Here is a 21,558-nt window from a genome sequence, read left to right on the forward strand (position 1 = left end):
TTCAAGAAATTGAAGTTTCAGAAGCAACTGGTTGGAAGTTCGAATCAAAAGCACTTCCTAAGTATGAAAATGGTCAAGAAATCAAGTACACTGTCAAAGAAGTAGCTGTTGCATCATACGAAACAACAATTACTTCAGAAAAAGACGGTAAGTACACTATTACCAACAAACATACACCAGAGAAAACTACTGTAAAAGGTAAGAAGATCTGGAATGATGCCAATAACAAAGACGGTATCCGTCCAGATTCTATCACAGTGAAACTTCTTGCGGATGGTAAAGAAACCGTTCAAGAAGCTACAGTTTCAGAAGCAACTGGTTGGACTTATGAGTTTACAGGGCTTGATCGTTACAAAGAAAATGGTCAAGAAATCAAATACTCTGTAGTAGAAGTTCCAGTTGATGGTTATACATCTGAAGTAGAAGGCTTCAATATCACAAATACACATACTCCAGAAAAACCAACACCAGGTAAACCAAATGAACCAGGAAAACCAGGTCCAAAACCTCAACTTCCTAACACTGGTGAAAAAGCATCTAACGCAGCAGTAGTTGCAGGACTTGCTTTGATGGCAGTGACTGGTGGATTGTACTTTGTAAGCCGTAAAAATAAATAATCTCTAGATGAGAGTTGATTTTCAGTTAGTTCTTAGGAAGTAATTGGAAAGGAAATAGTCCAGAACATTTGTTCTGGACTATTTTTTTATCTTGAGAAATAAGTGACACTTTTCAATCGTTCGAGTAGTGGACAGCTGATGAAACTAATGGCAATGATCTTACCAAGGTCAGGGAGGATAAAGGGAAGGACACCGACAGCTAGTGCCTTGTCAAGTGGCATACCAGCAAGGAAGTGGAGGCTGAGAATACCTCCGACAAAGACGAGTGAATCACCCAAGAGATTGGCTAGGAAAATGCGAATATAGCCACTATTTTGATGGATGAGATAAGATGTAAGTCCAGCATAGACAAGGTCGAACCAAAGATAGCCTGCACTTGGACCGACTAAAACGTGAAATCCAGCTCCTCCCCCTGCAAAAACAGGTAAACCAATGGCACCCAGCAGGAGATAGAGAGCTACAGATAGAACAGCTTCTCTGGGTCTAAAAACAGTAGCAATCAGACCGATCGCAAAGTTTTGTAGAGTGAAGGGGACAGGACCGATAGGGAGACTGATTTGTGCCAAAACGGCGATAAGAGCAGCGCCGATAGCAGGAATAGCATAGATATGAGATTTTTTCAAAACTGTTAACCTCTTTTCAAAATTATAGTAACTATTATACTAATTCAGAAACAAAAGTCAACCAATTTTTTATAACGAGGTAACAATTTTGTAACAGCCGATTTTGCAAGTAAAAAGAGACCTCAAGAGGTCTCTTGCGATAATTAACGCATGGTTACAAATTCTTCTGAGGCAGTTGGGTGGATAGCTACTGTAGCATCAAAGTCTGCCTTGGTAGCCCCCATCTTGATAGCAACAGCGAATCCTTGAATCATCTCATCCACTCCGTAACCAATTCCGTGTAGGCCAACAACTTTTTCGTCAGCACCGGCGGTGATGAGTTTAAAGCGAGATTCTTGACGATGGCTTGTAACGGCTGAGTACATAGATGCAAAGCTTGACTTGTAGACTTTGATGTTATCTTGGCCGTATTCTTTGATAGCTTGATCCTCAGTTAAACCGACTGTTCCGATTGCTGGGTGGGAGAAGACAACAGTAGGGATAGTCGTGTAGTCCATCTTGGCATTTGTTTTCCCGTTGAAGAGGCGTTCAGATATGGTACGTCCTGCCTTGATGGCTACCGGGGTCAGTTCCTTCTCACCAGTAACATCTCCAAGAGCATAGATGCCATCTACAACTGTATTTTGGTATTCATCTACTTGGATAAATCCACGTTGGTTGAGTGTGACGCCAGCCTTTTCTAACTCTAGACCGTCTACATTTGGACGGCGACCGGTAGCCCAGATAACTTGGCTGGCGGTGTGACTAGAACCGTCTTCGAAATGAATGGTAATACCTTGCTCCGTTTCTTCGAGCTTGATGGGTACCTTATGTGTGTGCAAAGGTAGACCTGTTTTTTCCATTTCATTGACAAGTCCTTCAACGATATAGCTGTCAAAACCACGCAAGGGACGATCACGACGGACAAACAAATCCGTTTTTACTCCTAGCGCGTGGAGAACACCTGCTAGCTCAACCGCGATATAACCAGCTCCAAGAATCGCAACGGAGTCAGGAAGTTGCTCCCAGGCAAAGACATCGTCTGAGCTGCCACCGAGTTCAGCTCCAGGAATAGTTGGGATGCTTGGGCGAGCGCCAGTCGCAATCACGATATGTTTGGCACGAATCAATTCACCATTAACGCTGACCGTATGAGCATCAACGAAATGAGCACGACCTTCAATCAAATCAACACCGTTGCGCTTGAAACTTCTATCATAAGATGAGCGAGCACGGTCGATGTAGGCTTCACGGTTTTGACGAAGTTTTGCGAAATCAAATTGAACATCTGAACTCGTAAACCCATAGTCAGGGCCGTAGTGGTGGAAGCTTTCAGCGATTTGCGCTCCATACCACATGATTTTTTTAGGAACACAGCCGACATTAACGCAGGTTCCACCTAATTTTTTCTCTTCGATAACAGCAGCTTTAGCACCGTGTTCGCCAGCTCGGTTCATAGTGGCAATGCCGCCGCTTCCTCCACCGATGGTGATGATATCATATTCTCTCATAGAAAACTCCTTATAGCTTTGATAGTCATATTCTATCGTTTTTACTATTTGAATGCAAAAATCTGCTACGATAAAAAAATTATAAAAACGCTTGTCAAATTCAAAAAGATATTGTATTATATATCTAGCACAATAATCCAATAAACGAATACCGAACGAAATAATGATCCTGAATTGTCATTGTTTCCATCTGAACTGTCATTGTTTGGGCTTGGTATTTCTGATATAATGGTTTTTGTAAGGCAAAAGAATAAAGGAGCTTAAAAATGAAAAGAAATAAGAAGGCAAAAAAATGGCAATTATACACAGCGATTGGTGTTGCCAGTGCTATTGTTATCGGTGCTGCGGGGATTTTGATTTTTAGACAACCTTCCCAGTCAGCTGTCAAGGAGGAAACCTCTCATATCGTTACTGCTAAGGAAGGTTCTGTTGCTTCATCGGTTCTCTTGTCAGGCACGGTTACAGCAAAAAATGAACAATACGTTTATTTTGATGGTAGTAAGGGAGATTTAGATGAAATTCTAGTTTCGGTTGGAGACAAGGTCGAAGAAGGGCAAGCTTTGGTCAAATACAGCAGTGTAGATGCTCAAGCTGCCTATGATGCAGCCGATCGTGCAGTTGCAAAGGCAGACCGTCATATCGAGGAGTTAAATAAGGCTCGTGAAAATGCATCAGCTGCACCAGCTTCCCCACAAGTTCCAACAGAAGCAGGACTTCCAGAACAAGCGCAAGCAGCGACTTCTTCAGTATCTTCTATTGATTCTCAAATCAGTGATGCCAAGGATAATCGTGCAGATGCTGTGGCTCAGCTCAACAAGGCTCAAGCTCAGCTAGATGCTGCAACTGTCCTGAGTACACTAGAAGGGACTGTAGTTGAAGTCAATCGTAATGTTTCCAAATCGCCAACAGGTAATAGCCAAGTGGTAGTACATGTTGTGAGTAATGAAAACTTGCAGGTCAAAGGGGAGTTGTCTGAATACAACCTTGCTAACCTTTCTGTTGGGCAAGAAGTTACCTTTACTTCGAAGGTTTATCAAGATAAGAGCTGGACAGGAAAAATTAGCTATATTTCTGATTATCCTAAAAACAATGGAGAAGCGGCAAATGCAGCCCTTGGAGGGAATACTGGATCTAAGTACCCTTATACTGTTGATGTGACTAGCGATATCGGTGAGTTGAAACAAGGTTTCTCAGTCAGTGTTGAAGTCAAAAACAAGAGTAAGGCCATCCTTGTTCCTTTGACAAGTGTTGTTACCGAAAATGACAAAAACTATGTCTGGGTCGTTGACGACCAGAAAAAAGCGAAGAAGGTAGAAGTTACTTTGGGGAATGCGGACGCAGACAACCAAGAAATTACTTCAGGTGTGACAGACGGTGCCAAGGTCATCAGTAATCCAACATCTTCCTTGGAAGAAGGAAAAGAGGTGAAGGCTGATGAAGAAACTAATTAGTCTCAAAAATATTTGCAGGAGTTACCGAAATGGTGACCAAGAACTGCAGGTCCTTAAAAATATCAATCTAGAAGTTCATGAAGGTGAGTTTGTTGCCATTATGGGACCTTCTGGTTCTGGTAAGTCTACCTTGATGAATACTATTGGAATGCTGGATACACCAACCAGTGGAGAGTATTATCTTGATGGCCAAGAAGTAGCAGGTCTTGGAGAGAAACAACTGGCCAAGGTCCGCAACCAGCAAATCGGCTTTGTCTTTCAGCAGTTCTTTCTCTTGTCCAAACTCAATGCGCTTCAAAATATCGAATTGCCCTTGATTTACGCTGGTGTTTCGGCTTCAAAACGTCGGAAATTGGCTGAGGAATTTCTGGAAAAGGTTGAGCTGACGGAGCGCAGTCATCATTTACCTTCCGAGTTATCAGGTGGTCAAAAGCAACGTGTAGCGATTGCGCGTGCCTTGGTAAATAATCCCTCTATCATCCTAGCAGACGAACCCACAGGAGCCTTGGATACCAAGACAGGAAATCAAATCATGCAGCTGTTGGTGGAGTTAAACAAGGAAGGGAAAACCATTATCATGGTCACGCACGAGCCTGAGATTGCGGCCTATGCCAAACGCCAGATTGTTATTCGTGATGGGATCATCTCGTCCGACAGTGCTCAGGTAGAAAAGGAGGAAAACTAAGATGCAGAATCTGAAATTTGCCTTTTCATCCATCATGGCCCACAAGATGCGTTCCTTCCTCACCATGATCGGGATTATCATCGGAGTTTCGTCTGTCGTTGTCATCATGGCTCTGGGAGACTCCATGTCTCGTCAGGTTAATAAAAACATGACCAAATCACAGAAGGATATCCATGTCTTTTTCTCTCCTATCAAAAGCAAGGACGGCTCCTTTACGCAGAAACAATCCGCTTTGACAGTCAGCGGGAAAGAAGAGGATGTTCATGTTGAACCACCAAAACCACTAGAATCCTGGGTCAAGGAAGCTGCCAAACTCAAAGGAGTAGACAGTTACTATGTCACCAACTCGACCAACGTCACCCTATCTTATAAGGATAAGAAGGTTGAACGAGCGACTCTGACAGGCGGAAATAGTACCTACATGAACGCAGTTGAAAATGAAATCGTTGCGGGTAGAAGTCTAAGACCGCAAGACTACAAGGAATTTGCCAGTGTGATTTTGTTGGATGAAGAACTAGCCAAGAGTTTGTTTGATAGTCCAGAAGCTGCGATTAATCAAATCATTTCTGTTAATGAATTTAGTTACCGTGTGATTGGTGTTTATACTAGCAATGAAGCCAAAACTGCGAAAGCCTTTGGGATTGGTGGTCTTCCAATTACGACCAATATCTCTCTCGCAGCCAATTTTAATACTGATGAAATCTCGAATATCGTCTTTCGTGTTAATGATACTAGTCTAACGCAGACCTTGGGACCAGAGTTGGCTCGAAAACTGACCGAGATTGCTGGTCTTCAGCAAGGAGAGTACCAAGTTGCGGATGCAACTGCCGCCTTCCAAGAGGTACAACAACTATTTGGTTTTATGACAACCATTATCAGTGCCATCGCAGGAATCTCTCTCTTTGTCGGGGGAACTGGTGTTATGAATATCATGCTGGTTTCGGTGACAGAACGCACGCGTGAGATTGGTCTGCGGAAAGCTCTCGGAGCTACTCGGGCTAATATCTTGGTACAGTTTTTGATTGAATCCATGATCTTAACCTTGCTAGGTGGTGTCATCGGTCTTGGGATTGCTGCTGGAATGACCATGTTAGCTGGAGTATTGCTTCAAAACATGATTGCAGGTATCGAAGTTGGGGTTTCCCTCCCAATCGCTCTCTTTAGCTTGGCTGTGTCAGCCAGCGTTGGTATGATCTTCGGAGTCTTGCCAGCCAATAAAGCCTCTAAGCTCGATCCAATCGAAGCTCTTCGTTATGAATAAGATATAGAACAGAAAAAACAAGATGGACATTTATCTGTCTTGTTTTTGTATGGATTTTCCTATCGAAAATCACTAAAAATATGATATAATGAAGTGTTAGAAAATCAGGTTTCATTTGCCTGGAAAGGAAAAATTATGTCTGAAAAGAATTTTTATATTACAACACCGATTTACTATCCATCTGGTAAACTTCATATCGGTTCTGCCTACACAACCATCGCTTGTGATGTCCTAGCTCGCTACAAACGCCTCATGGGCTTCGATGTCTTTTATCTGACAGGTCTTGACGAGCATGGTCAGAAAATCCAGCAAAAAGCGGAAGAAGCTGGCATCACACCTCAAGCTTATGTTGATGGGATGGCGGTTGGAGTCAAAGAACTCTGGCAATTACTTGATATCTCATACGATAAATTCATCCGTACAACTGATGACTACCATGAAAAAGTAGTGGCTCAGGTCTTTGAACGCTTGCTTGCTCAAGATGATATTTACTTGGGTGAATATTCTGGTTGGTATTCAGTATCAGATGAGGAGTTCTTTACAGAAAGCCAGCTTGCGGAAGTTTTCCGTGACGAAGCTGGAAATGTAACGGGCGGTATCGCTCCATCAGGACATGAAGTGGAATGGGTTTCAGAAGAGTCTTACTTCCTTCGCCTCAGCAAATACCAAGACCGTTTGGTCGAATTTTTCAAAGCCCATCCTGAATTTATCACTCCAGATGGTCGTCTCAATGAAATGTTGCGTAACTTTATTGAGCCAGGTTTGGAAGACTTAGCGGTTTCTCGTACAACCTTTACCTGGGGTGTGCCAGTCCCATCCAATCCAAAACACGTTGTCTACGTTTGGATTGATGCCCTTCTCAACTATGCGACTGCTCTTGGTTACGGTCAAGACGAACATGCTAACTACAATAAATTCTGGAATGGAACAGTCTTCCACATGGTCGGAAAAGACATTCTTCGTTTCCACTCAATCTACTGGCCAATCCTTCTCATGATGTTGGATATGAAGTTGCCTGAACGTTTGATTGCCCATGGTTGGTTTGTCATGAAAGACGGCAAGATGTCTAAGTCTAAAGGGAATGTCGTTTATCCTGAAATGTTGGTAGAGCGCTATGGACTGGATCCTCTTCGTTACTACCTCATGCGTAGCCTTCCAGTTGGTTCAGACGGAACTTTCACTCCTGAGGACTACGTCGGCCGTATCAACTATGAATTGGCCAATGACCTTGGAAATCTCCTCAACCGTACGGTCTCTATGATTAACAAGTATTTTGATGGTCAAATCCCTGCCTATGTAGAAGGGGTGACAGAGTTTGATAATGCTCTTGCTCAAGTAGCAGAGCAATCTATCGCTGACTACCATACACACATGGAAGCAGTTGATTACCCGCGTGCCCTTGAAGCAGTATGGACTCTTATCTCACGTACCAACAAATACATCGATGAGACTGCCCCATGGGTCTTGGCTAAGGATGAAGCCCTTCGTGACCAATTGGCAAGTGTTATGAGCCATTTGGCAGCCAGCCTTCGTGTTGTAGCTCACTTGATTGAACCATTTATGATGGAAACTAGTCGTGCGGTCATGACTCAACTTGGCTTGGAAGAAGTGGCGAGTCTTGAAAACTTGAGCTTGGCAGATTTCCCTGCTGGTGTGACTGTTGTTGCCAAAGGAACACCAATCTTCCCACGTCTGGACATGGAAGAAGAGATTGCCTATATCAAGGAACAAATGGAAAGCAACAAACCAGCAGTCGAAAAAGAATGGAATCCAGATGAAGTTGAACTCAAACTCAACAAGGATGAAATCAAGTTCGAAGACTTTGACAAGGTTGAAATCCGTGTCGCAGAGGTCAAAGAAGTGTCTAAAGTGGAAGGTTCTGATAAGTTGCTCCAATTTCGCTTGGATGCTGGAGATGGTGAAGACCGTCAAATCCTTTCTGGTATTGCGAAATTTTATCCAAACGAACAAGAATTGGTCGGCAAGAAAGTCCAAATCGTTGCCAACCTTAAACCGCGTAAGATGATGAAAAAATATGTCAGCCAAGGCATGATCCTCTCAGCTGAACATGATGGACAATTAACACTTCTCACAGTTGATCCAGCTGTACCAAACGGAAGTGTGATTGGCTAAAAGCAAAAAACCAACGTTAGACACGTTGGTTTTTCTTGTTATGCGCGAGATTTTCTAAGAAGTAGTCCATCTCCTTTTGCGACCGGAGGACAATTACTTTCTCTGGGTAGTTTTCTTGAACCCGTTGGTAACGTTCTTTAGCATTCTTTGTCCGCCCATCCCAGAGAATCCATCGGATAAACTCCCAGTCAAAGCGTTCAGGGCAACCTGCTGCCATACTTTCTCTGACCTTGCCTCGGTATGTGAGATACCGTTTAAAGGCTCGAAAGAGACAAGTCCAAGGTGAGAAATTGAGGAAGATGATTTGGTCAGCTTCTTGCATTCTTTCCTCGTAATAGCACCAAGAGTAGTTGCCATCAATGACCCAAGCTTCATGCTTTGTGAGAAAGTTTTTCATCTCGGTCAACATCCATTCGCGGTCACTGTCTTGCCAACCAGGTTGAAATTGGAGTGTATCCATATGCAGTTTGGGGATGGAGTAGTAGTTTGACAACTTTTCAGCTAGAGTTGACTTGCCGGCTCCAGAATATCCGATGATTGCTATTTTCATTTTCTTCCTTTTCTGATTAGAGGACAAAAAAACAGCCTCTATGGACTGTTTCTTATTTAGCAAGTTTAGCTGAAAGACGAGCTTTATCGCGGCTTGCTTTGTTTTTATGAATCAAACCTTTAGTTTCTGCTTTGTCGATAGCTGAGCTAGCAGCACGGAAAAGTTCTTCAGAAGGGTTTGCTTCGAAAGCTTTGATAGCAGTACGCATAGCTGATTTTTGAGCTGAGTTTTTTTCGTTTTGTTTAACGTTCAATTCAGCGCGTTTGATAGCTGATTTAATGTTTGCCAATGTTCTTACCTCCATATTTACTAACTATACCATTATATATGAAAACTTAGGTTTTGACAAGGGGAAATTATTTTTTTAGGTAAATTTCATCGATTTCATGGTTTTTAGTCTTGTGGAGAATGACCTCGGCGCGATTCCTTGTTGGTTCGATATAGTTTTGTAGATTTGTGAGATTAATGCTGGTCCAAACCTGATGTGCAAAGGCTTCAACTTCTCCAATCGGCATTTGCGTAAAGCGGTGGTAGTAGCTGTTGGGATCATTTTGGGCAAAGCTGAGCAGTTTTAAGAAACGATCCAGATACCAACTTTCAATGTCCTCGACAGCAGCATCCACATAGATGGAGAAATCAAAGAAATCAGTGATGTAAAGGCGCTCATTTTGAGGGTTTTGAAAGACATTGATGCCTTCGACAATAACAAAGTCAGCAGCTTTGACACGTTGTTTCTCTCCAGGAACGATGTCATACACTTCATGAGAATAGACAGGAATATCGACATCTTGTCCATTCTTTAGGCGATCAAGAAAATCCAGTAAAGCTTCCATATCATAACTTTCAGGAAAACCTTTGCGATTTAAGATATCTTGGTCCATCAAGGTTTGATTGGGATAGAGAAAGCCGTCAGTTGTCACCAATTCTACAGTAGCATCAGTAACTGTACGAGAGAGAAGGATTTGCAGAAGTCGGCTAGTTGTTGATTTTCCTACAGCTACACTTCCTGAAACTCCAATAATGAAGGGTTGAGATTTACTCTCTCTTTGGAGAAAAATCCCCTTAGAAAAGGCTAAATCCTCTTTGGTGCGTTTGTAAATTTGGATGAGATGAGCTAAAGGTAAATAAATATCTGTCACATCTTGCAGACTAATCTGGTCATTGAAACTCTTGATGGATTCTAGTTCCTCTTCTGTCAAAGGAGGTGTTGTCTTTCGATGTAAAGATTGCCAAGTCTGGCGACTGATTTTTTCAAAATGTAAAAATTCGTTGGTCATTGTTTTCCCCTAGATATTTTGTCTATCGTACCATAAAAAGCTAAAAAAATAAAGCGGTTTCTTGATGGTAGTAAGTCAATATCGTATAATAGAGGTAGATAGAGGTTGAATAATTTAATGATGAAATAGGGAATTGTTTCTGAAGACTTATCAGTTATTAAAAGTGGGCTTTTTTAGTTCGCAACTTATAGGAGGCACACAATGAAAATCTTGAGATGTTACATATTGGAACTCTGTTTTATTTTAAGTTTTGCACTACCTTTTATAAGGGGAGCGAATGCGGATAATGGTAGACGCTTTGTAGAAACCTATTACGGTTTTACCTTCTTAATGGATCATCTCCTTGTAACAGCTGTCTTTATCTGTTCGCTCTTGATTGCCTGGCTAGTAAAAAAGCAGTGGACGAAATGGCTTGCTGCTGGTAGTTATCTATTTTTGATTTTGTGGATTGCTACAGAAGGATATCTATTCCGTATGTCACTAGAAGATTTGATACGACTTTGGACAAGTTTGGAAATCTTGACACAAACTTATCAGTTGGGCTTTTATCTAAACATCATATTGGGAATCCTGTTGATAATAAAGTATTTTAAGGTTAAGAAATGGTAATAAAAATGCGCCTGATTACAGACGAACTGTTTTTTTCTGACTATGATAATTTGTAGTTCCCGATAGATTGTAATGTATTTCTAATCATTGAAAGAGATTGAAGAAAAGGTTTTACTTACTAGCTTTCTTCAGTCTTTTTCATTTGATCATCACTTTGTAAACGATTTACAATTCAAGCCAAATTATGGTAAAATAGTTTTATGAGTAAAATGTATTATGCAGAAAATCCTGATGCTGCTCACGACATACATGAGTTGAGAGTGGAGTTGTTGGGAGAAAATATGACCTTTTTAACAGATGCGGGTGTTTTTAGCAAGAAAATGGTTGACTTTGGGAGTCAACTTTTATTGAAGTGTTTGGAGGTTAACAAAGGAGAAGCGGTCCTTGATGTAGGCTGTGGATACGGGCCATTAGGTTTGTCATTGGTCAAGGCTTATGGAGTTCAGGCAACCATGGTCGATATCAATAATCGCGCCCTAGACTTAGCGCGACAAAATGCTGAACGAAATAAAGTAGAAGCGACGATTTTCCAATCCAATATCTATGAACAAGTTGAAGGGAAATTTGACCATGTTATTTCCAATCCGCCCATTCGAGCGGGCAAACAAGTTGTTCATGAGATTATCAAAAAGAGCAGAGATTTCTTGAAAGACGGAGGTGATTTAACCATTGTCATTCAGAAAAAGCAAGGTGCTCCAAGCGCCAAAAGCAAGATGGAAGATGTTTTTGGAAATTGTGAAATTATAAAGAAAGACAAGGGATATTATATCCTTAGAAGTGTGAAAGCATGAGAGCAGTTGATTTAATTCAAAAGAAACGAGATGGCCAAGAACTGACTTCAAATGAAATCAAGTGGCTAGTAGAAGGCTATGTAGCAGGAACTGTTCCAGACTATCAGATGTCTGCCTTTGCTATGGCTGTTTATTTTAAAGGAATGACCACACGAGAGATTTCTGACCTGACGATGAATATGGTCAAGACAGGTCAGGAGTTTGACTTGTCAGCTATTGATGGGGTTAAAGTTGACAAACATTCTACGGGTGGAGTTGGGGATAAGGTGACTTTGATTTTAGCGCCATTAGTAGCCAGTTTTGGTGTTCCGGTCGCAAAAATGAGTGGCCGTGGACTTGGCCATACTGGCGGAACCCTAGATAAGTTGGAAGCAATCAAGGGCTACCAAGTAGAGCGTAGTCAAGAAGATTTCATTCGTCAGGTACAGGACATTGGTGTATCTGTCATTGGGCAGTCAGATCAGCTGGTTAAAGCAGACAAACTTCTCTATGCCCTCCGTGATGTGACGGCGACTGTCGACACGATTCCTTTGATTGCTAGTTCTGTCATGAGCAAGAAAATTGCTGCTGGGGCGGATGCTATTTTGCTAGACGTAACGGTCGGTGAGGGTGCCTTCATGAAGACGGTTGATGAGGCGCGTGAATTGGCTCAAACCATGGTCGATTTGGGTAAGGCCGTTGGTCGAAAGACAGTAGCGGTTATTACCGATATGAGTCAACCCTTGGGACGAGCCATTGGCAATCGTCTCGAAATCCTAGAAGCAATTGAAATTCTTCAAGGAAAAGGCCGAGAAGATATTAGTCACTTTATTTGTGAACTAGCTCAGATTATGCTTGGTTTGGCAAATGTCGAGAAGACGGTTGAAGAAGTCCGCCAACACCTTGAAAACGGCCAAGCGCTGACTAAGTTTGAAGAAATGGTGGCAGCTCAAGGTGGTGATTTAGAAGATCTCTATCGCCCAGTCAAGGTGGCGCATGTAGTAGATATCCCGGCTCAAGAGTCAGGTGTCATTTCAGCCCTTCCAGCGATGGAATTTGGTCTCTATGCCATGAGATTGGGAGCTGGTCGCGCAGTCAAGTCTGATGATTTAGACTATGAAACTGGAATCGTTTTTGAGAAGAAGGTCGGTGACTCCGTGCAAAAGGGAGAAATTGTCGCAAAAGTTTATACAAATGGAAAAATTTCCCCTCAACTAGTTACAGAATTCCAAAAATATGTTAAAATAAATGATAGAATGAAACGTTTGCAGGAAATAATTGAAATCATCTCATGAAAAAGAGAGGAATCCGAATATGAAATTAAACAAATATATTGATCATACGCTTTTAAAACAAGATGCAAGTCAAGAACAAATTGATCGTTTGCTATCTGAAGCGCGTGAGTATGACTTTGCCAGCGTTTGTGTTAATCCCACATGGGTTAAACATGCGAAAACAGGACTTGAAGGCTCAGATGTAAAGGTTTGTACAGTAGTTGGTTTCCCCTTGGGAGCGACAACTTCAGCTGTAAAAGCTTTTGAAACCAAGGAAGCCATCCAAAATGGTGCAGATGAGATTGATATGGTTATCAATGTCGGTGCTCTCAAATCAGGAAATCTTGATTTGGTTGAATCGGACATCCGTGCTGTCGTAGAAGCAAGTGGTGACAAGTTGGTTAAGGTCATTATTGAAGCTTGCTTGTTGACAGACGATGAAAAGGTTGTGGCTTGCCAATTATCCCAGAAAGCAGGTGCTGACTTTGTCAAAACATCAACTGGATTTTCAACTGGTGGTGCCACTATAGAGGATGTTAAGTTGATGCGTAAAACAGTCGGACCAGATATGGGAGTTAAGGCAGCTGGTGGTGCTCGTTCTTATGCGGATGCTGTTGCTTTTGTGGAAGCAGGTGCTACCCGTATAGGAACGTCAGCTGGCGTTGCAATTTTAAAAGGAGAATTAGCAGATGGCGACTACTGAGTTGATTGACTTAGCAATTGAAACCAGCAAGCAAGCCTATGTACCCTATTCTCACTTTCCTGTTAGTGCTGTTCTAGTGGCGAAAGATGGTAACGTTTATACAGGTGTTAATATTGAGAATGCTAGCTATTCTTTGACAAACTGTGGAGAGCGTACAGCGATTTTCAAAGCAGTTTCCGAAGGCCAAAGAGAGTTTTCAGAGTTGATTGTCTACGGACAGACTGAAAAACCTATCTCGCCATGTGGCGCTTGTCGCCAAGTGATGGCTGAATTTTTTGAAAAAGATCTAAAAGTGACACTTGTCGCAAAAGATAAATCGACGGTCGAGATGACGGTCGGGGAGTTACTTCCATACTCTTTTACAGACTTAAACTAGTCTGAGTCACTCTTTGAGTGACGCGGTCCTTGTGGCCAATCAATCCATACTTGCAACATCGTTGCACATCTTATTTAGGAGGTTCAGTAATGAACAAGAAACAATGGCTAGGCCTTGGTCTAGTTGCAGTGGCAGCAGTTGGACTTGCTGCATGTGGTAACCGCTCTTCTCGTAACGCAGCTTCATCTTCATCTGAAATGAAGACGAAAGCAGCGATCGTAACAGATACTGGTGGTGTTGATGATAAATCATTTAACCAATCAGCTTGGGAAGGTTTGCAAGACTGGGGTAAAGAACACAATCTTTCTAAAGATAAAGGCTTTACTTATTTCCAATCAACAAGTGAAGCTGACTATGCTAACAACTTGCAACAAGCGGCTGGAAGTTACAACCTGATCTTCGGTGTTGGTTTTGCACTTCACAATGCAGTTGAAGAGGCAGCAAAAGACCACTCTGACTTAAACTATGTCTTGATTGATGATGTGATCAAAGATCAAAAGAATGTTGCGAGCGTAACATTTGCTGATAACGAAGCGGCTTACCTTGCTGGTGTTGCAGCAGCTAAAACAACTAAAACAAAACAAGTTGGTTTTGTAGGTGGTATCGAATCTGAAGTTATTTCACGTTTCGCTGCTGGATTTAAGGCTGGTGTTGAGTCAGTAGACCCATCTATCAAAGTCCAAGTTGACTATGCTGGTTCATTTGGTGATGCTGCCAAAGGTAAAACAATTGCAGCAGCTCAATATGCTGCCGGTGCAGACGTTGTCTACCAAGCAGCTGGTGGTACAGGTGCTGGTGTCTTTGCTGAAGCAAAATCATTGAACGAAAACAAAAATGAAAACGAAAAAGTTTGGGTTATCGGTGTAGACCGTGACCAAGCAGCAGAAGGTAAATACACTTCTAAAGATGGTAAAGAATCTAACTTCGTTCTTGTATCTACATTGAAACAAGTTGGTACAACTGTAAAAGATATTGCCAACAAAACAGAAAAAGGTGAATTCCCTGGTGGACAAGTGATTGTTTACTCATTGAAAGATAAAGGGGTTGAGCTAGCAGTAACAAACCTTTCAGAAGAAGGTAAAAAAGCTGTTGAAGATGCAAAAGCTAAGATCCTTGACGGAAGTGTAAAAGTTCCTGAAAAATAATGGATAAAAGTCATTTCTTAGGAAGCGGCCATCGGTCGCTTCTTTAAGAATTGAGGCAATTTTTGTCTCAATAGAGCTTGTTAATGTGATTAGCAGGTTTTATTGAAATAAAATAAACCTCTGAAAGGAAGAGCATATGGCACACGAAAATGTCATTGAGATGCGGGATATTACCAAGGTGTTTGGTGAATTTGTAGCAAACGACAAAATCAACTTGCAACTGCGAAAAGGTGAAATCCATGCACTTTTAGGAGAAAATGGAGCGGGTAAATCCACTCTGATGAATATGCTGGCAGGACTTCTTGAACCAACGAGTGGTGAAATTGTGGTGAATGGTCAGGTTGTAAAACTAGACTCACCATCTAAAGCCGCTGGTCTTGGAATTGGGATGGTTCACCAACATTTCATGTTGGTTGAGGCTTTTACAGTAGCTGAGAATATCATTTTAGGGAGTGAAATCACTAAAAATGGTGTTCTAGATATAGCTGGTGCTACTAAAGAAATCAAGGCTCTTTCTGAACGTTATGGTTTGGCAGTGGATCCTTCTGCTAAGGTGGCGGATATTTCCGTTGGTGCCCAACAACGTGTAGAAATCTTGAAAACACTCTATCGTGGTGCTGACATCCTTATCTTTGACGAACCTACAGCCGTATTGACCCCTTCAGAGATTGATGAGTTGATGGCAATCATGAAAAACCTTGTCAAAGAAGGGAAGTCCATTATTTTGATTACCCACAAGTTAGATGAGATTCGTGCGGTATCGAATCGAGTGACGGTTATCCGTCGTGGGAAATCAATCCAGACGGTTGAAATCGCAGGAGCAACAAATGCTGACTTGGCAGAAATGATGGTTGGACGCTCTGTCTCCTTTAAAACGGAAAAACAAGCACCACAACCCAAAGAAGTGGTCTTGTCTATCAAAGACTTGGTTGTCAATGAAAACCGCGGTGTACCAGCAGTGAAAAATCTTTCTTTGGATGTTCGTGCTGGTGAGATTGTCGGTATTGCAGGTATTGATGGCAATGGTCAATCTGAACTCATTCAAGCCATTACAGGCCTTCGTAAGGTTGAGTCAGGTAGCGTTGAATTAAAAGGCAAATCAATCGTGGGGATGCATCCTCGACAAATTACAGAACTAAGCGTGGGGCATGTTCCTGAAGACCGCCACCGCGATGGTTTGATTTTGGAGATGATGATTTCAGAAAATATCGCTCTTCAAACCTACTACAAAGAACCACTCAGCAAGAATGGTATCTTGAACTATGCCAATATCACTTCACATGCTAAGAAATTGATGGAAGAATTTGACGTCCGTGCGGCAAGCGAATTTGTTCCAGCGGCAGCTCTTTCAGGAGGAAATCAACAAAAAGCGATTATTGCTCGTGAGATTGATCGTGATCCTGATCTCCTTATCGTCAGCCAGCCAACTCGTGGTTTGGATGTCGGTGCCATTGAATATATCCACAAACGTTTGATTGAAGAGCGTGATAACGGTAAGGCTGTCCTTGTTGTCAGCTTTGAATTGGATGAGATTTTAAATGTCTCAGACCGAATTGCTGTTATTCACGATGGTAAGATTCAAGGTATTGTATCGCCAGAAACAACTAACAAACAAGAACTTGGTGTCTTGATGGCAGGTGGAAACTTGGGAAAGGAGAAGAGTGATGTCTAAAAAATTACAACAAATTTCGGTTCCCTTGATTTCCGTATTCTTAGGAATCTTGCTCGGAGCCATTGTCATGTGGATCTTCGGATATGATGCTATCTGGGGCTATGAGGAGTTGTTCTATACAGCTTTTGGTAGCCTCCGTGGGATTGGAGAAATTTTCCGTGCCATGGGTCCTCTTGTCTTGATAGGTCTAGGTTTCGCAGTTGCCAGTCGAGCAGGTTTCTTTAACGTTGGACTTCCTGGTCAAGCACTTGCAGGCTGGATTCTCAGTGGTTGGTTTGCCTTGTCAAATCCAGACATGCCTCGTCTCGTTTTGATTCCATTGACAGTGATCATTGCTTTGATCGCAGGTGGAATTGTTGGAGCAATTCCAGGTATCCTCAGAGCCTATCTCGGTACGTCAGAGGTCATTGTGACCATCATGATGAACTACATTGTATTGTATGTGGGAAATGCCTTTATTCATGCCTTTCCTAAAGATATTATGCAAAGTACAGACTCAACGATTCGTGTTAGTGCCAACGCTACATACCAGACCCCATGGTTATCAGAGTTGACTGGAAATTCTCGTATGAATATCGGAATCTTCTTTGCAATCATTGCTGTTGGCGTGATTTGGTTCTTGCTCAAGAAAACGACTCTCGGTTTTGAAATTCGTGCAGTTGGTCTCAATCCCCATGCTTCAGAGTACGCTGGTATTTCAGCAAAACGTACAATCATCCTATCAATGATCATCTCTGGTGCCTTGGCTGGTCTTGGGGGAGCAGTCGAAGGTCTTGGAACCTTCCAAAACGTTTACGTTCAGGGATCATCATTAGCTATCGGATTTAACGGGATGGCAGTTAGTTTGCTTGCTGGAAACTCACCAATTGGAATTCTCTTTGCAGCCTTCTTATTTGGAGTTTTGCAAGTAGGAGCACCGGGTATGAACGCTGCGCAAGTTCCGTCTGAGCTTGTCAGCATTGTAACAGCGTCCATTATCTTCTTTGTCAGTGTTCACTATATTATCGAACATTTTGTCAAACCAAAAAAACAAGTTAAAGGAGGTAAGTAAGGATGTCTATTACAACATTACTCACCCTCTTGGTTTCTTCTATGCTGATTTACTCAGCACCACTTATTTTTACGAGTATCGGAGGAGTCTTCTCTGAACGTGGTGGTGTCGTTAATGTCGGTCTTGAAGGAATTATGGTTATGGGAGCCTTTTCTGGGGTTGTCTTTAACCTTGAGTTTGCAGAACAACTTGGAGCAGCGACCCCTTGGATTTCCTTGTTAGTTGCCGGTGTCGTGGGAGCCATTTTCTCCCTCATCCATGCTGTCGCAACGGTTCATTTCCGTGCGGACCATGTTGTCAGTGGTACAGTATTGAACTTGATGGCTCCTGCCCTAGCGGTTTTCTTGGTTAAAGTTCTTTATAACAAAGGACAAACGGATAACTTAAGCCAGACTTTTGGACGTTTTGATTTCCCAGTTTTGGCTGATATCCCTGTGATTGGAGATATTTTCTTCAAGTCTACCAGTCTACTAGGTTATATCGCAATTGTCTTCTCATTCCTTGCTTGGTTTATCCTCTTCAAGACCCGCTTTGGTCTTCGCCTTCGCTCTGTCGGTGAACACCCTCAAGCAGCGGATACCTTGGGAATCAATGTCTACAAAATGAGATATCTTGGGGTTATCATATCAGGTTTCCTTGGTGGAATTGGGGGAGCGATTTATGCTCAATCAATCTCCGTCAACTTCTCAGTGACAACTATTGTCGGTCCTGGATTTATCGCTCTTGCTGCGATGATCTTTGGTAAATGGAACCCAATCGGTGCTATGCTTTCTAGTCTTTTCTTTGGACTTTCACAAAGTTTGGCAGTTATCGGTTCTCAATTACCTTTCCTACAAGGAGTGCCAGCGGTTTACCTTCAAATAGCCCCTTATGTCTTGACCATCCTTGTCTTGGCAGCATTCTTTGGAAAAGCAGTTGCACCAAAGGCAGACGGTATCAACTACATCAAGTCAAAATAAGCATACAAAAAAACGTCAGTTTAAACTGGCGTTTTATTTTTTAGGATTTTGATGTGTCAAGTTTAGTCCCCAAGGAACGAGATTTTCAGTTTTATTTTTGATACGTGTGATATTATCCTTGTGACGAATGATAATCAAGCTAGCAAGTGCTAGGATAATCAAAATGAAGAGAGGGTCATAGCTGTTTAGGATAAATCCAAATAGTGGAAATAGGAGAACTCCGATAACGGCTGCGATAGAAGCGGCAACGCTAGACAAGGAAATCATACTACCAAGATAGAGGGTTCCAAAGAATACGACTGCTAGGTAGAGACAGAAGATAGGCGCGAATCCGAAAACAACCCCAGCACTAGTTGCGACAGCCTTACCACCTTTAAAGCCTGCAAAGATAGGGAAGGTATGTCCAACGACAGCCAAAAGTCCAAAGATAAGAGGTGATACACCTTGTAGGTGGAAAAGAATTGGAAGCAGAGTGGCCAAGGTTCCTTTAAAGAAGTCAATTACAAAGGTTGCCATACCTGCTTTCTTACCCAAAATACGGAAAGTATTGGTTGTTCCAGTATTTCCAGAACCATGCTCTCGCAGATTTGTTTGAAAGAAGATTTGTCCGATCCAAAGACCAGAAGGGATTGAGCCTAGTAGATAAGCTGAAATTAATAATACAAATGTCATCATAGACCTATTATACCATGAAATAGTGTAGAAATGATGAGAATATCCTTTAAAATTGTGACAGCTGAACGGAAGAAACTTTGCAAAATCCCTAGAAAACCTGTAAAATAGAAAAGATGAACAAATAGGAGGTTCCTTGTGTCAAAAAAGGAAATCAATATTAATAACTACAATGATGACGCCATTCAGGTGCTAGAAGGGTTGGATGCGGTCCGTAAACGTCCGGGGATGTATATCGGTTCGACCGACGGTGCAGGTCTCCATCACCTAGTCTGGGAAATTGTGGACAATGCAGTCGATGAGGCCTTGTCTGGCTTCGGTGATCGCATTGATGTGACTATCAATAAAGACGGAAGTCTAACAGTAGAGGACCATGGTCGTGGGATGCCGACTGGTATGCATGCCATGGGTATCCCAACCGTTGAAGTTATCTTCACCATTCTTCACGCTGGAGGAAAATTCGGTCAGGGTGGTTATAAGACTTCTGGTGGTCTCCACGGGGTTGGTTCTTCCGTCGTGAATGCCTTATCTAGTTGGCTAGAAGTAGAAATCACTCGTGATGGTGCTGTTTATAAGCAACGCTTTGAAAATGGTGGAAAACCTGCCACGACTTTGAAGAAAATTGGGACAGCACCCAAGACTAAGACAGGTACCAAAGTCACCTTCATGCCTGACGCGACGATCTTTTCTACGACTGACTTTAAGTACAATACCATTTCAGAACGACTCAATGAGTCAGCCTTTCTCTTAAAAAATGTGACCTTGTCTCTGACAGACAAACGAACAGATGAAGCGATTGAATACCATTATGAAAATGGAGTTCAGGACTTTGTTTCCTATTTGAACGAAGACAAGGAAACCTTGACACCAGTTCTGTACTTTGAAGGCGAAGACAATGGTTTCCAAGTGGAAGTTGCCCTCCAGTACAATGATGGATTTTCAGATAACATTCTATCCTTTGTCAATAACGTTCGCACCAAGGACGGTGGAACGCATGAGACGGGACTCAAGTCTGCCATTACAAAGGTCATGAATGACTATGCGCGTAAGACAGGTCTTCTCAAGGAAAAAGATAAAAATCTAGAAGGTTCAGATTATCGTGAGGGACTAGCGGCCGTTCTTTCTATCCTAGTTCCGGAAGAACACCTCCAATTTGAGGGACAGACCAAGGACAAACTTGGAAGCCCTCTGGCTCGTCCCGTTGTGGATGGTATAGTATCTGATAAGTTGACCTTCTTCCTAATGGAGAATGGAGAACTAGCTTCCAATCTCATTCGCAAGGCTATCAAAGCGCGTGATGCTCGTGAAGCGGCCCGTAAGGCGCGTGATGAGAGCCGAAATGGTAAGAAAAACAAGAAAGACAAGGGCTTGCTGTCTGGAAAATTGACCCCAGCCCAGTCTAAAAATCCAGCAAAGAATGAACTCTACCTGGTCGAGGGTGATTCTGCCGGTGGTTCTGCTAAACAAGGTCGTGACCGTAAGTTTCAGGCTATCTTACCTCTTCGAGGTAAGGTTATCAATACCGCCAAGGCCAAAATGGCGGATATCCTCAAAAACGAAGAAATCAACACAATGATTTACACCATCGGGGCAGGTGTTGGGGCAGACTTCTCCCTTGAAGATGCCAACTACGACAAAATCATTATCATGACCGATGCCGATACCGATGGTGCCCACATTCAAACTCTTCTTTTAACCTTTTTCTACCGCTACATGCGTCCGCTAGTCGAGGCAGGACATGTCTATATCGCCCTTCCGCCTCTTTACAAGATGTCCAAAGGCAAAGGAAAAAAAGAAGAAGTGGCCTATGCTTGGACAGACGGAGAGCTGGAAGAACTTCGTAAGCAGTTCGGTAAAGGCGCTACCCTTCAACGCTACAAAGGTCTTGGTGAGATGAATGCGGACCAACTCTGGGAAACAACCATGAACCCAGAAACGCGTACCCTTATCCGTGTCACGATTGAAGACCTCGCACGCGCTGAACGCCGTGTCAATGTCCTCATGGGAGATAAAGTCGAACCACGCCGTAAATGGATTGAGGATAATGTCAAGTTTACATTGGAAGAGAGTGGGGAAATGGTGTTTTGAGGAGATATTGAAAAGGATGTTTATAGTAACACAAAATGTACAGCAAAATAATCTACCATTATCACAACAGTGGTGGTGGATAATAATAGCTCTGATGGTGACTACGATTTTGGGGCCGATTACAGTACATGTTTTAAAAAATAGATTTGATA

Annotated in this window: 21 protein-coding genes; 15 read left to right on the forward strand and 6 right to left on the reverse strand. The window is 42.4% G+C overall.

The window, feature by feature from the left end; genetic code table 11:
* The coding region (locus HMPREF1149_RS02260) for a Cna B-type domain-containing protein (RefSeq protein ID WP_000300413.1) at positions 1–617 on the forward strand (617 nt) is incomplete at its 5' end.
* Between the two features lie 86 nt (positions 618–703).
* Here the strand turns inward: HMPREF1149_RS02260 and HMPREF1149_RS02265 are convergent.
* Positions 704–1,240, reverse strand: a complete 537-nt coding sequence (locus tag HMPREF1149_RS02265) for a biotin transporter BioY (protein ID WP_000748142.1) — start codon at positions 1,238–1,240, stop codon at positions 704–706.
* A 143-nt stretch (positions 1,241–1,383) separates the two neighbouring features.
* Positions 1,384–2,730, reverse strand: a complete 1,347-nt coding sequence (gor, locus tag HMPREF1149_RS02270; RefSeq protein WP_001209607.1) for a glutathione-disulfide reductase — start codon at positions 2,728–2,730, stop codon at positions 1,384–1,386.
* A gap of 266 nt (positions 2,731–2,996) precedes the next feature.
* Between gor and HMPREF1149_RS02275 the strand changes: the two genes are divergently transcribed.
* The 4 genes from HMPREF1149_RS02275 (at position 2,997) to metG (ending at position 8,260) form a co-directional block, all read left to right on the forward strand.
* Entirely contained in the window at positions 2,997–4,181 is a 1,185-nt protein-coding gene (locus HMPREF1149_RS02275; RefSeq protein ID WP_000827880.1) for an efflux RND transporter periplasmic adaptor subunit, read from the forward strand.
* Positions 4,165–4,866, forward strand: a complete 702-nt coding sequence (locus tag HMPREF1149_RS02280) for an ABC transporter ATP-binding protein (protein WP_000733787.1) — start codon at positions 4,165–4,167, stop codon at positions 4,864–4,866. Before HMPREF1149_RS02275 ends, HMPREF1149_RS02280 begins: the two co-directional genes overlap by 17 nt.
* A gap of 1 nt (position 4,867) precedes the next feature.
* The gene (locus HMPREF1149_RS02285) at positions 4,868–6,127 is read left to right on the forward strand and encodes an ABC transporter permease (RefSeq protein ID WP_001180391.1); all 1,260 of its coding nucleotides are present in this window, start codon (positions 4,868–4,870) and stop codon (positions 6,125–6,127) included.
* A gap of 135 nt (positions 6,128–6,262) precedes the next feature.
* The gene (gene metG, locus HMPREF1149_RS02290) at positions 6,263–8,260 is read left to right on the forward strand and encodes a methionine--tRNA ligase (protein ID WP_001291346.1); all 1,998 of its coding nucleotides are present in this window, start codon (positions 6,263–6,265) and stop codon (positions 8,258–8,260) included.
* Positions 8,261–8,276: 16 nt separating this feature from the next.
* Here metG and HMPREF1149_RS02295 read toward each other — a convergent pair whose 3' ends face one another.
* From HMPREF1149_RS02295 to coaA, 3 genes are all read right to left on the reverse strand, one after another.
* Positions 8,277–8,810 (reverse strand): DNA topology modulation protein, encoded by a 534-nt coding sequence (locus tag HMPREF1149_RS02295; RefSeq protein WP_000684215.1) that lies wholly within the window; start codon positions 8,808–8,810, stop codon positions 8,277–8,279.
* Positions 8,811–8,862: 52 nt separating this feature from the next.
* Positions 8,863–9,099 (reverse strand): 30S ribosomal protein S20, encoded by a 237-nt coding sequence (gene rpsT, locus HMPREF1149_RS02300; protein WP_001274000.1) that lies wholly within the window; start codon positions 9,097–9,099, stop codon positions 8,863–8,865.
* Positions 9,100–9,166: 67 nt separating this feature from the next.
* The gene (gene coaA, locus HMPREF1149_RS02305; protein WP_000180503.1) at positions 9,167–10,087 is read right to left on the reverse strand and encodes a type I pantothenate kinase; all 921 of its coding nucleotides are present in this window, start codon (positions 10,085–10,087) and stop codon (positions 9,167–9,169) included.
* Positions 10,088–10,288: 201 nt separating this feature from the next.
* Here coaA and HMPREF1149_RS02310 point away from each other — a divergent pair, with 201 nt between their 5' ends.
* From HMPREF1149_RS02310 to HMPREF1149_RS02350, 9 genes are all read left to right on the forward strand, one after another.
* Complete coding sequence (locus HMPREF1149_RS02310; protein WP_000698664.1) at positions 10,289–10,696, forward strand: hypothetical protein; 408 nt, start codon at positions 10,289–10,291, stop codon at positions 10,694–10,696.
* Between the two features lie 200 nt (positions 10,697–10,896).
* Positions 10,897–11,487: a class I SAM-dependent methyltransferase gene (locus HMPREF1149_RS02315; RefSeq protein WP_080568274.1), complete on the forward strand. Its 591-nt coding sequence runs from the start codon at positions 10,897–10,899 to the stop codon at positions 11,485–11,487.
* Positions 11,484–12,761, forward strand: a complete 1,278-nt coding sequence (locus HMPREF1149_RS02320; RefSeq protein ID WP_001202938.1) for a pyrimidine-nucleoside phosphorylase — start codon at positions 11,484–11,486, stop codon at positions 12,759–12,761. Before HMPREF1149_RS02315 ends, HMPREF1149_RS02320 begins: the two co-directional genes overlap by 4 nt.
* A 19-nt stretch (positions 12,762–12,780) precedes the next feature.
* Positions 12,781–13,443: a deoxyribose-phosphate aldolase gene (gene deoC, locus HMPREF1149_RS02325; RefSeq protein WP_000773698.1), complete on the forward strand. Its 663-nt coding sequence runs from the start codon at positions 12,781–12,783 to the stop codon at positions 13,441–13,443.
* Positions 13,430–13,819: a cytidine deaminase gene (locus HMPREF1149_RS02330; RefSeq protein ID WP_000246081.1), complete on the forward strand. Its 390-nt coding sequence runs from the start codon at positions 13,430–13,432 to the stop codon at positions 13,817–13,819. Before deoC ends, HMPREF1149_RS02330 begins: the two co-directional genes overlap by 14 nt.
* A gap of 89 nt (positions 13,820–13,908) precedes the next feature.
* Entirely contained in the window at positions 13,909–14,964 is a 1,056-nt protein-coding gene (locus HMPREF1149_RS02335) for a BMP family lipoprotein (protein ID WP_001036147.1), read from the forward strand.
* A 136-nt stretch (positions 14,965–15,100) separates the two neighbouring features.
* Positions 15,101–16,636, forward strand: coding sequence for an ABC transporter ATP-binding protein (locus HMPREF1149_RS02340; protein WP_000929837.1), 1,536 nt, complete (start codon positions 15,101–15,103; stop codon positions 16,634–16,636).
* Positions 16,629–17,687 carry an ABC transporter permease gene (locus HMPREF1149_RS02345; protein ID WP_000038683.1) on the forward strand — a complete coding sequence of 353 codons (1,059 nt, stop codon included), beginning with the start codon at positions 16,629–16,631 and terminating at the stop codon, positions 17,685–17,687. Before HMPREF1149_RS02340 ends, HMPREF1149_RS02345 begins: the two co-directional genes overlap by 8 nt.
* Positions 17,688–17,689: 2 nt before the next feature.
* Positions 17,690–18,646 carry an ABC transporter permease gene (locus HMPREF1149_RS02350; protein ID WP_000029139.1) on the forward strand — a complete coding sequence of 319 codons (957 nt, stop codon included), beginning with the start codon at positions 17,690–17,692 and terminating at the stop codon, positions 18,644–18,646.
* A 33-nt stretch (positions 18,647–18,679) separates the two neighbouring features.
* Here the strand turns inward: HMPREF1149_RS02350 and plsY are convergent, their stop codons facing one another.
* On the reverse strand, positions 18,680–19,321 hold the full coding sequence (gene plsY / locus HMPREF1149_RS02355; RefSeq protein ID WP_000988208.1) for a glycerol-3-phosphate 1-O-acyltransferase PlsY: 642 nt from the start codon (positions 19,319–19,321) through the stop codon (positions 18,680–18,682).
* A gap of 135 nt (positions 19,322–19,456) precedes the next feature.
* Between plsY and parE the strand changes: the two genes are divergently transcribed.
* Positions 19,457–21,406, forward strand: a complete 1,950-nt coding sequence (parE, locus tag HMPREF1149_RS02360; RefSeq protein ID WP_000037249.1) for a DNA topoisomerase IV subunit B — start codon at positions 19,457–19,459, stop codon at positions 21,404–21,406.
* Positions 21,407–21,558 lie beyond the last annotated feature (152 nt).

Origin of the sequence: Streptococcus sp. BS35b, from assembly GCF_000286475.1 — a bacterium.
In the GTDB taxonomy this organism is placed as follows: Bacteria; Bacillota; Bacilli; order Lactobacillales; family Streptococcaceae; genus Streptococcus; species Streptococcus oralis_W.

Coding starts and splice junctions, on each gene's coding strand:
- gor (WP_001209607.1), bottom strand. CDS start 2,730: ATGAGAGAATATGATATCATCACCATCGGTGGAGGAAGCGGCGGCATT.
- HMPREF1149_RS02275 (WP_000827880.1), top strand. CDS start 2,997: ATGAAAAGAAATAAGAAGGCAAAAAAATGGCAATTATACACAGCGATT.
- HMPREF1149_RS02280 (WP_000733787.1), top strand. CDS start 4,165: ATGAAGAAACTAATTAGTCTCAAAAATATTTGCAGGAGTTACCGAAAT.
- HMPREF1149_RS02285 (WP_001180391.1), top strand. CDS start 4,868: ATGCAGAATCTGAAATTTGCCTTTTCATCCATCATGGCCCACAAGATG.
- metG (WP_001291346.1), top strand. CDS start 6,263: ATGTCTGAAAAGAATTTTTATATTACAACACCGATTTACTATCCATCT.
- HMPREF1149_RS02295 (WP_000684215.1), bottom strand. CDS start 8,810: ATGAAAATAGCAATCATCGGATATTCTGGAGCCGGCAAGTCAACTCTA.
- coaA (WP_000180503.1), bottom strand. CDS start 10,087: ATGACCAACGAATTTTTACATTTTGAAAAAATCAGTCGCCAGACTTGG.
- HMPREF1149_RS02310 (WP_000698664.1), top strand. CDS start 10,289: ATGAAAATCTTGAGATGTTACATATTGGAACTCTGTTTTATTTTAAGT.
- HMPREF1149_RS02315 (WP_080568274.1), top strand. CDS start 10,897: ATGAGTAAAATGTATTATGCAGAAAATCCTGATGCTGCTCACGACATA.
- HMPREF1149_RS02320 (WP_001202938.1), top strand. CDS start 11,484: ATGAGAGCAGTTGATTTAATTCAAAAGAAACGAGATGGCCAAGAACTG.
- deoC (WP_000773698.1), top strand. CDS start 12,781: ATGAAATTAAACAAATATATTGATCATACGCTTTTAAAACAAGATGCA.
- HMPREF1149_RS02330 (WP_000246081.1), top strand. CDS start 13,430: ATGGCGACTACTGAGTTGATTGACTTAGCAATTGAAACCAGCAAGCAA.
- HMPREF1149_RS02335 (WP_001036147.1), top strand. CDS start 13,909: ATGAACAAGAAACAATGGCTAGGCCTTGGTCTAGTTGCAGTGGCAGCA.
- HMPREF1149_RS02340 (WP_000929837.1), top strand. CDS start 15,101: ATGGCACACGAAAATGTCATTGAGATGCGGGATATTACCAAGGTGTTT.
- HMPREF1149_RS02345 (WP_000038683.1), top strand. CDS start 16,629: ATGTCTAAAAAATTACAACAAATTTCGGTTCCCTTGATTTCCGTATTC.
- HMPREF1149_RS02350 (WP_000029139.1), top strand. CDS start 17,690: ATGTCTATTACAACATTACTCACCCTCTTGGTTTCTTCTATGCTGATT.
- plsY (WP_000988208.1), bottom strand. CDS start 19,321: ATGATGACATTTGTATTATTAATTTCAGCTTATCTACTAGGCTCAATC.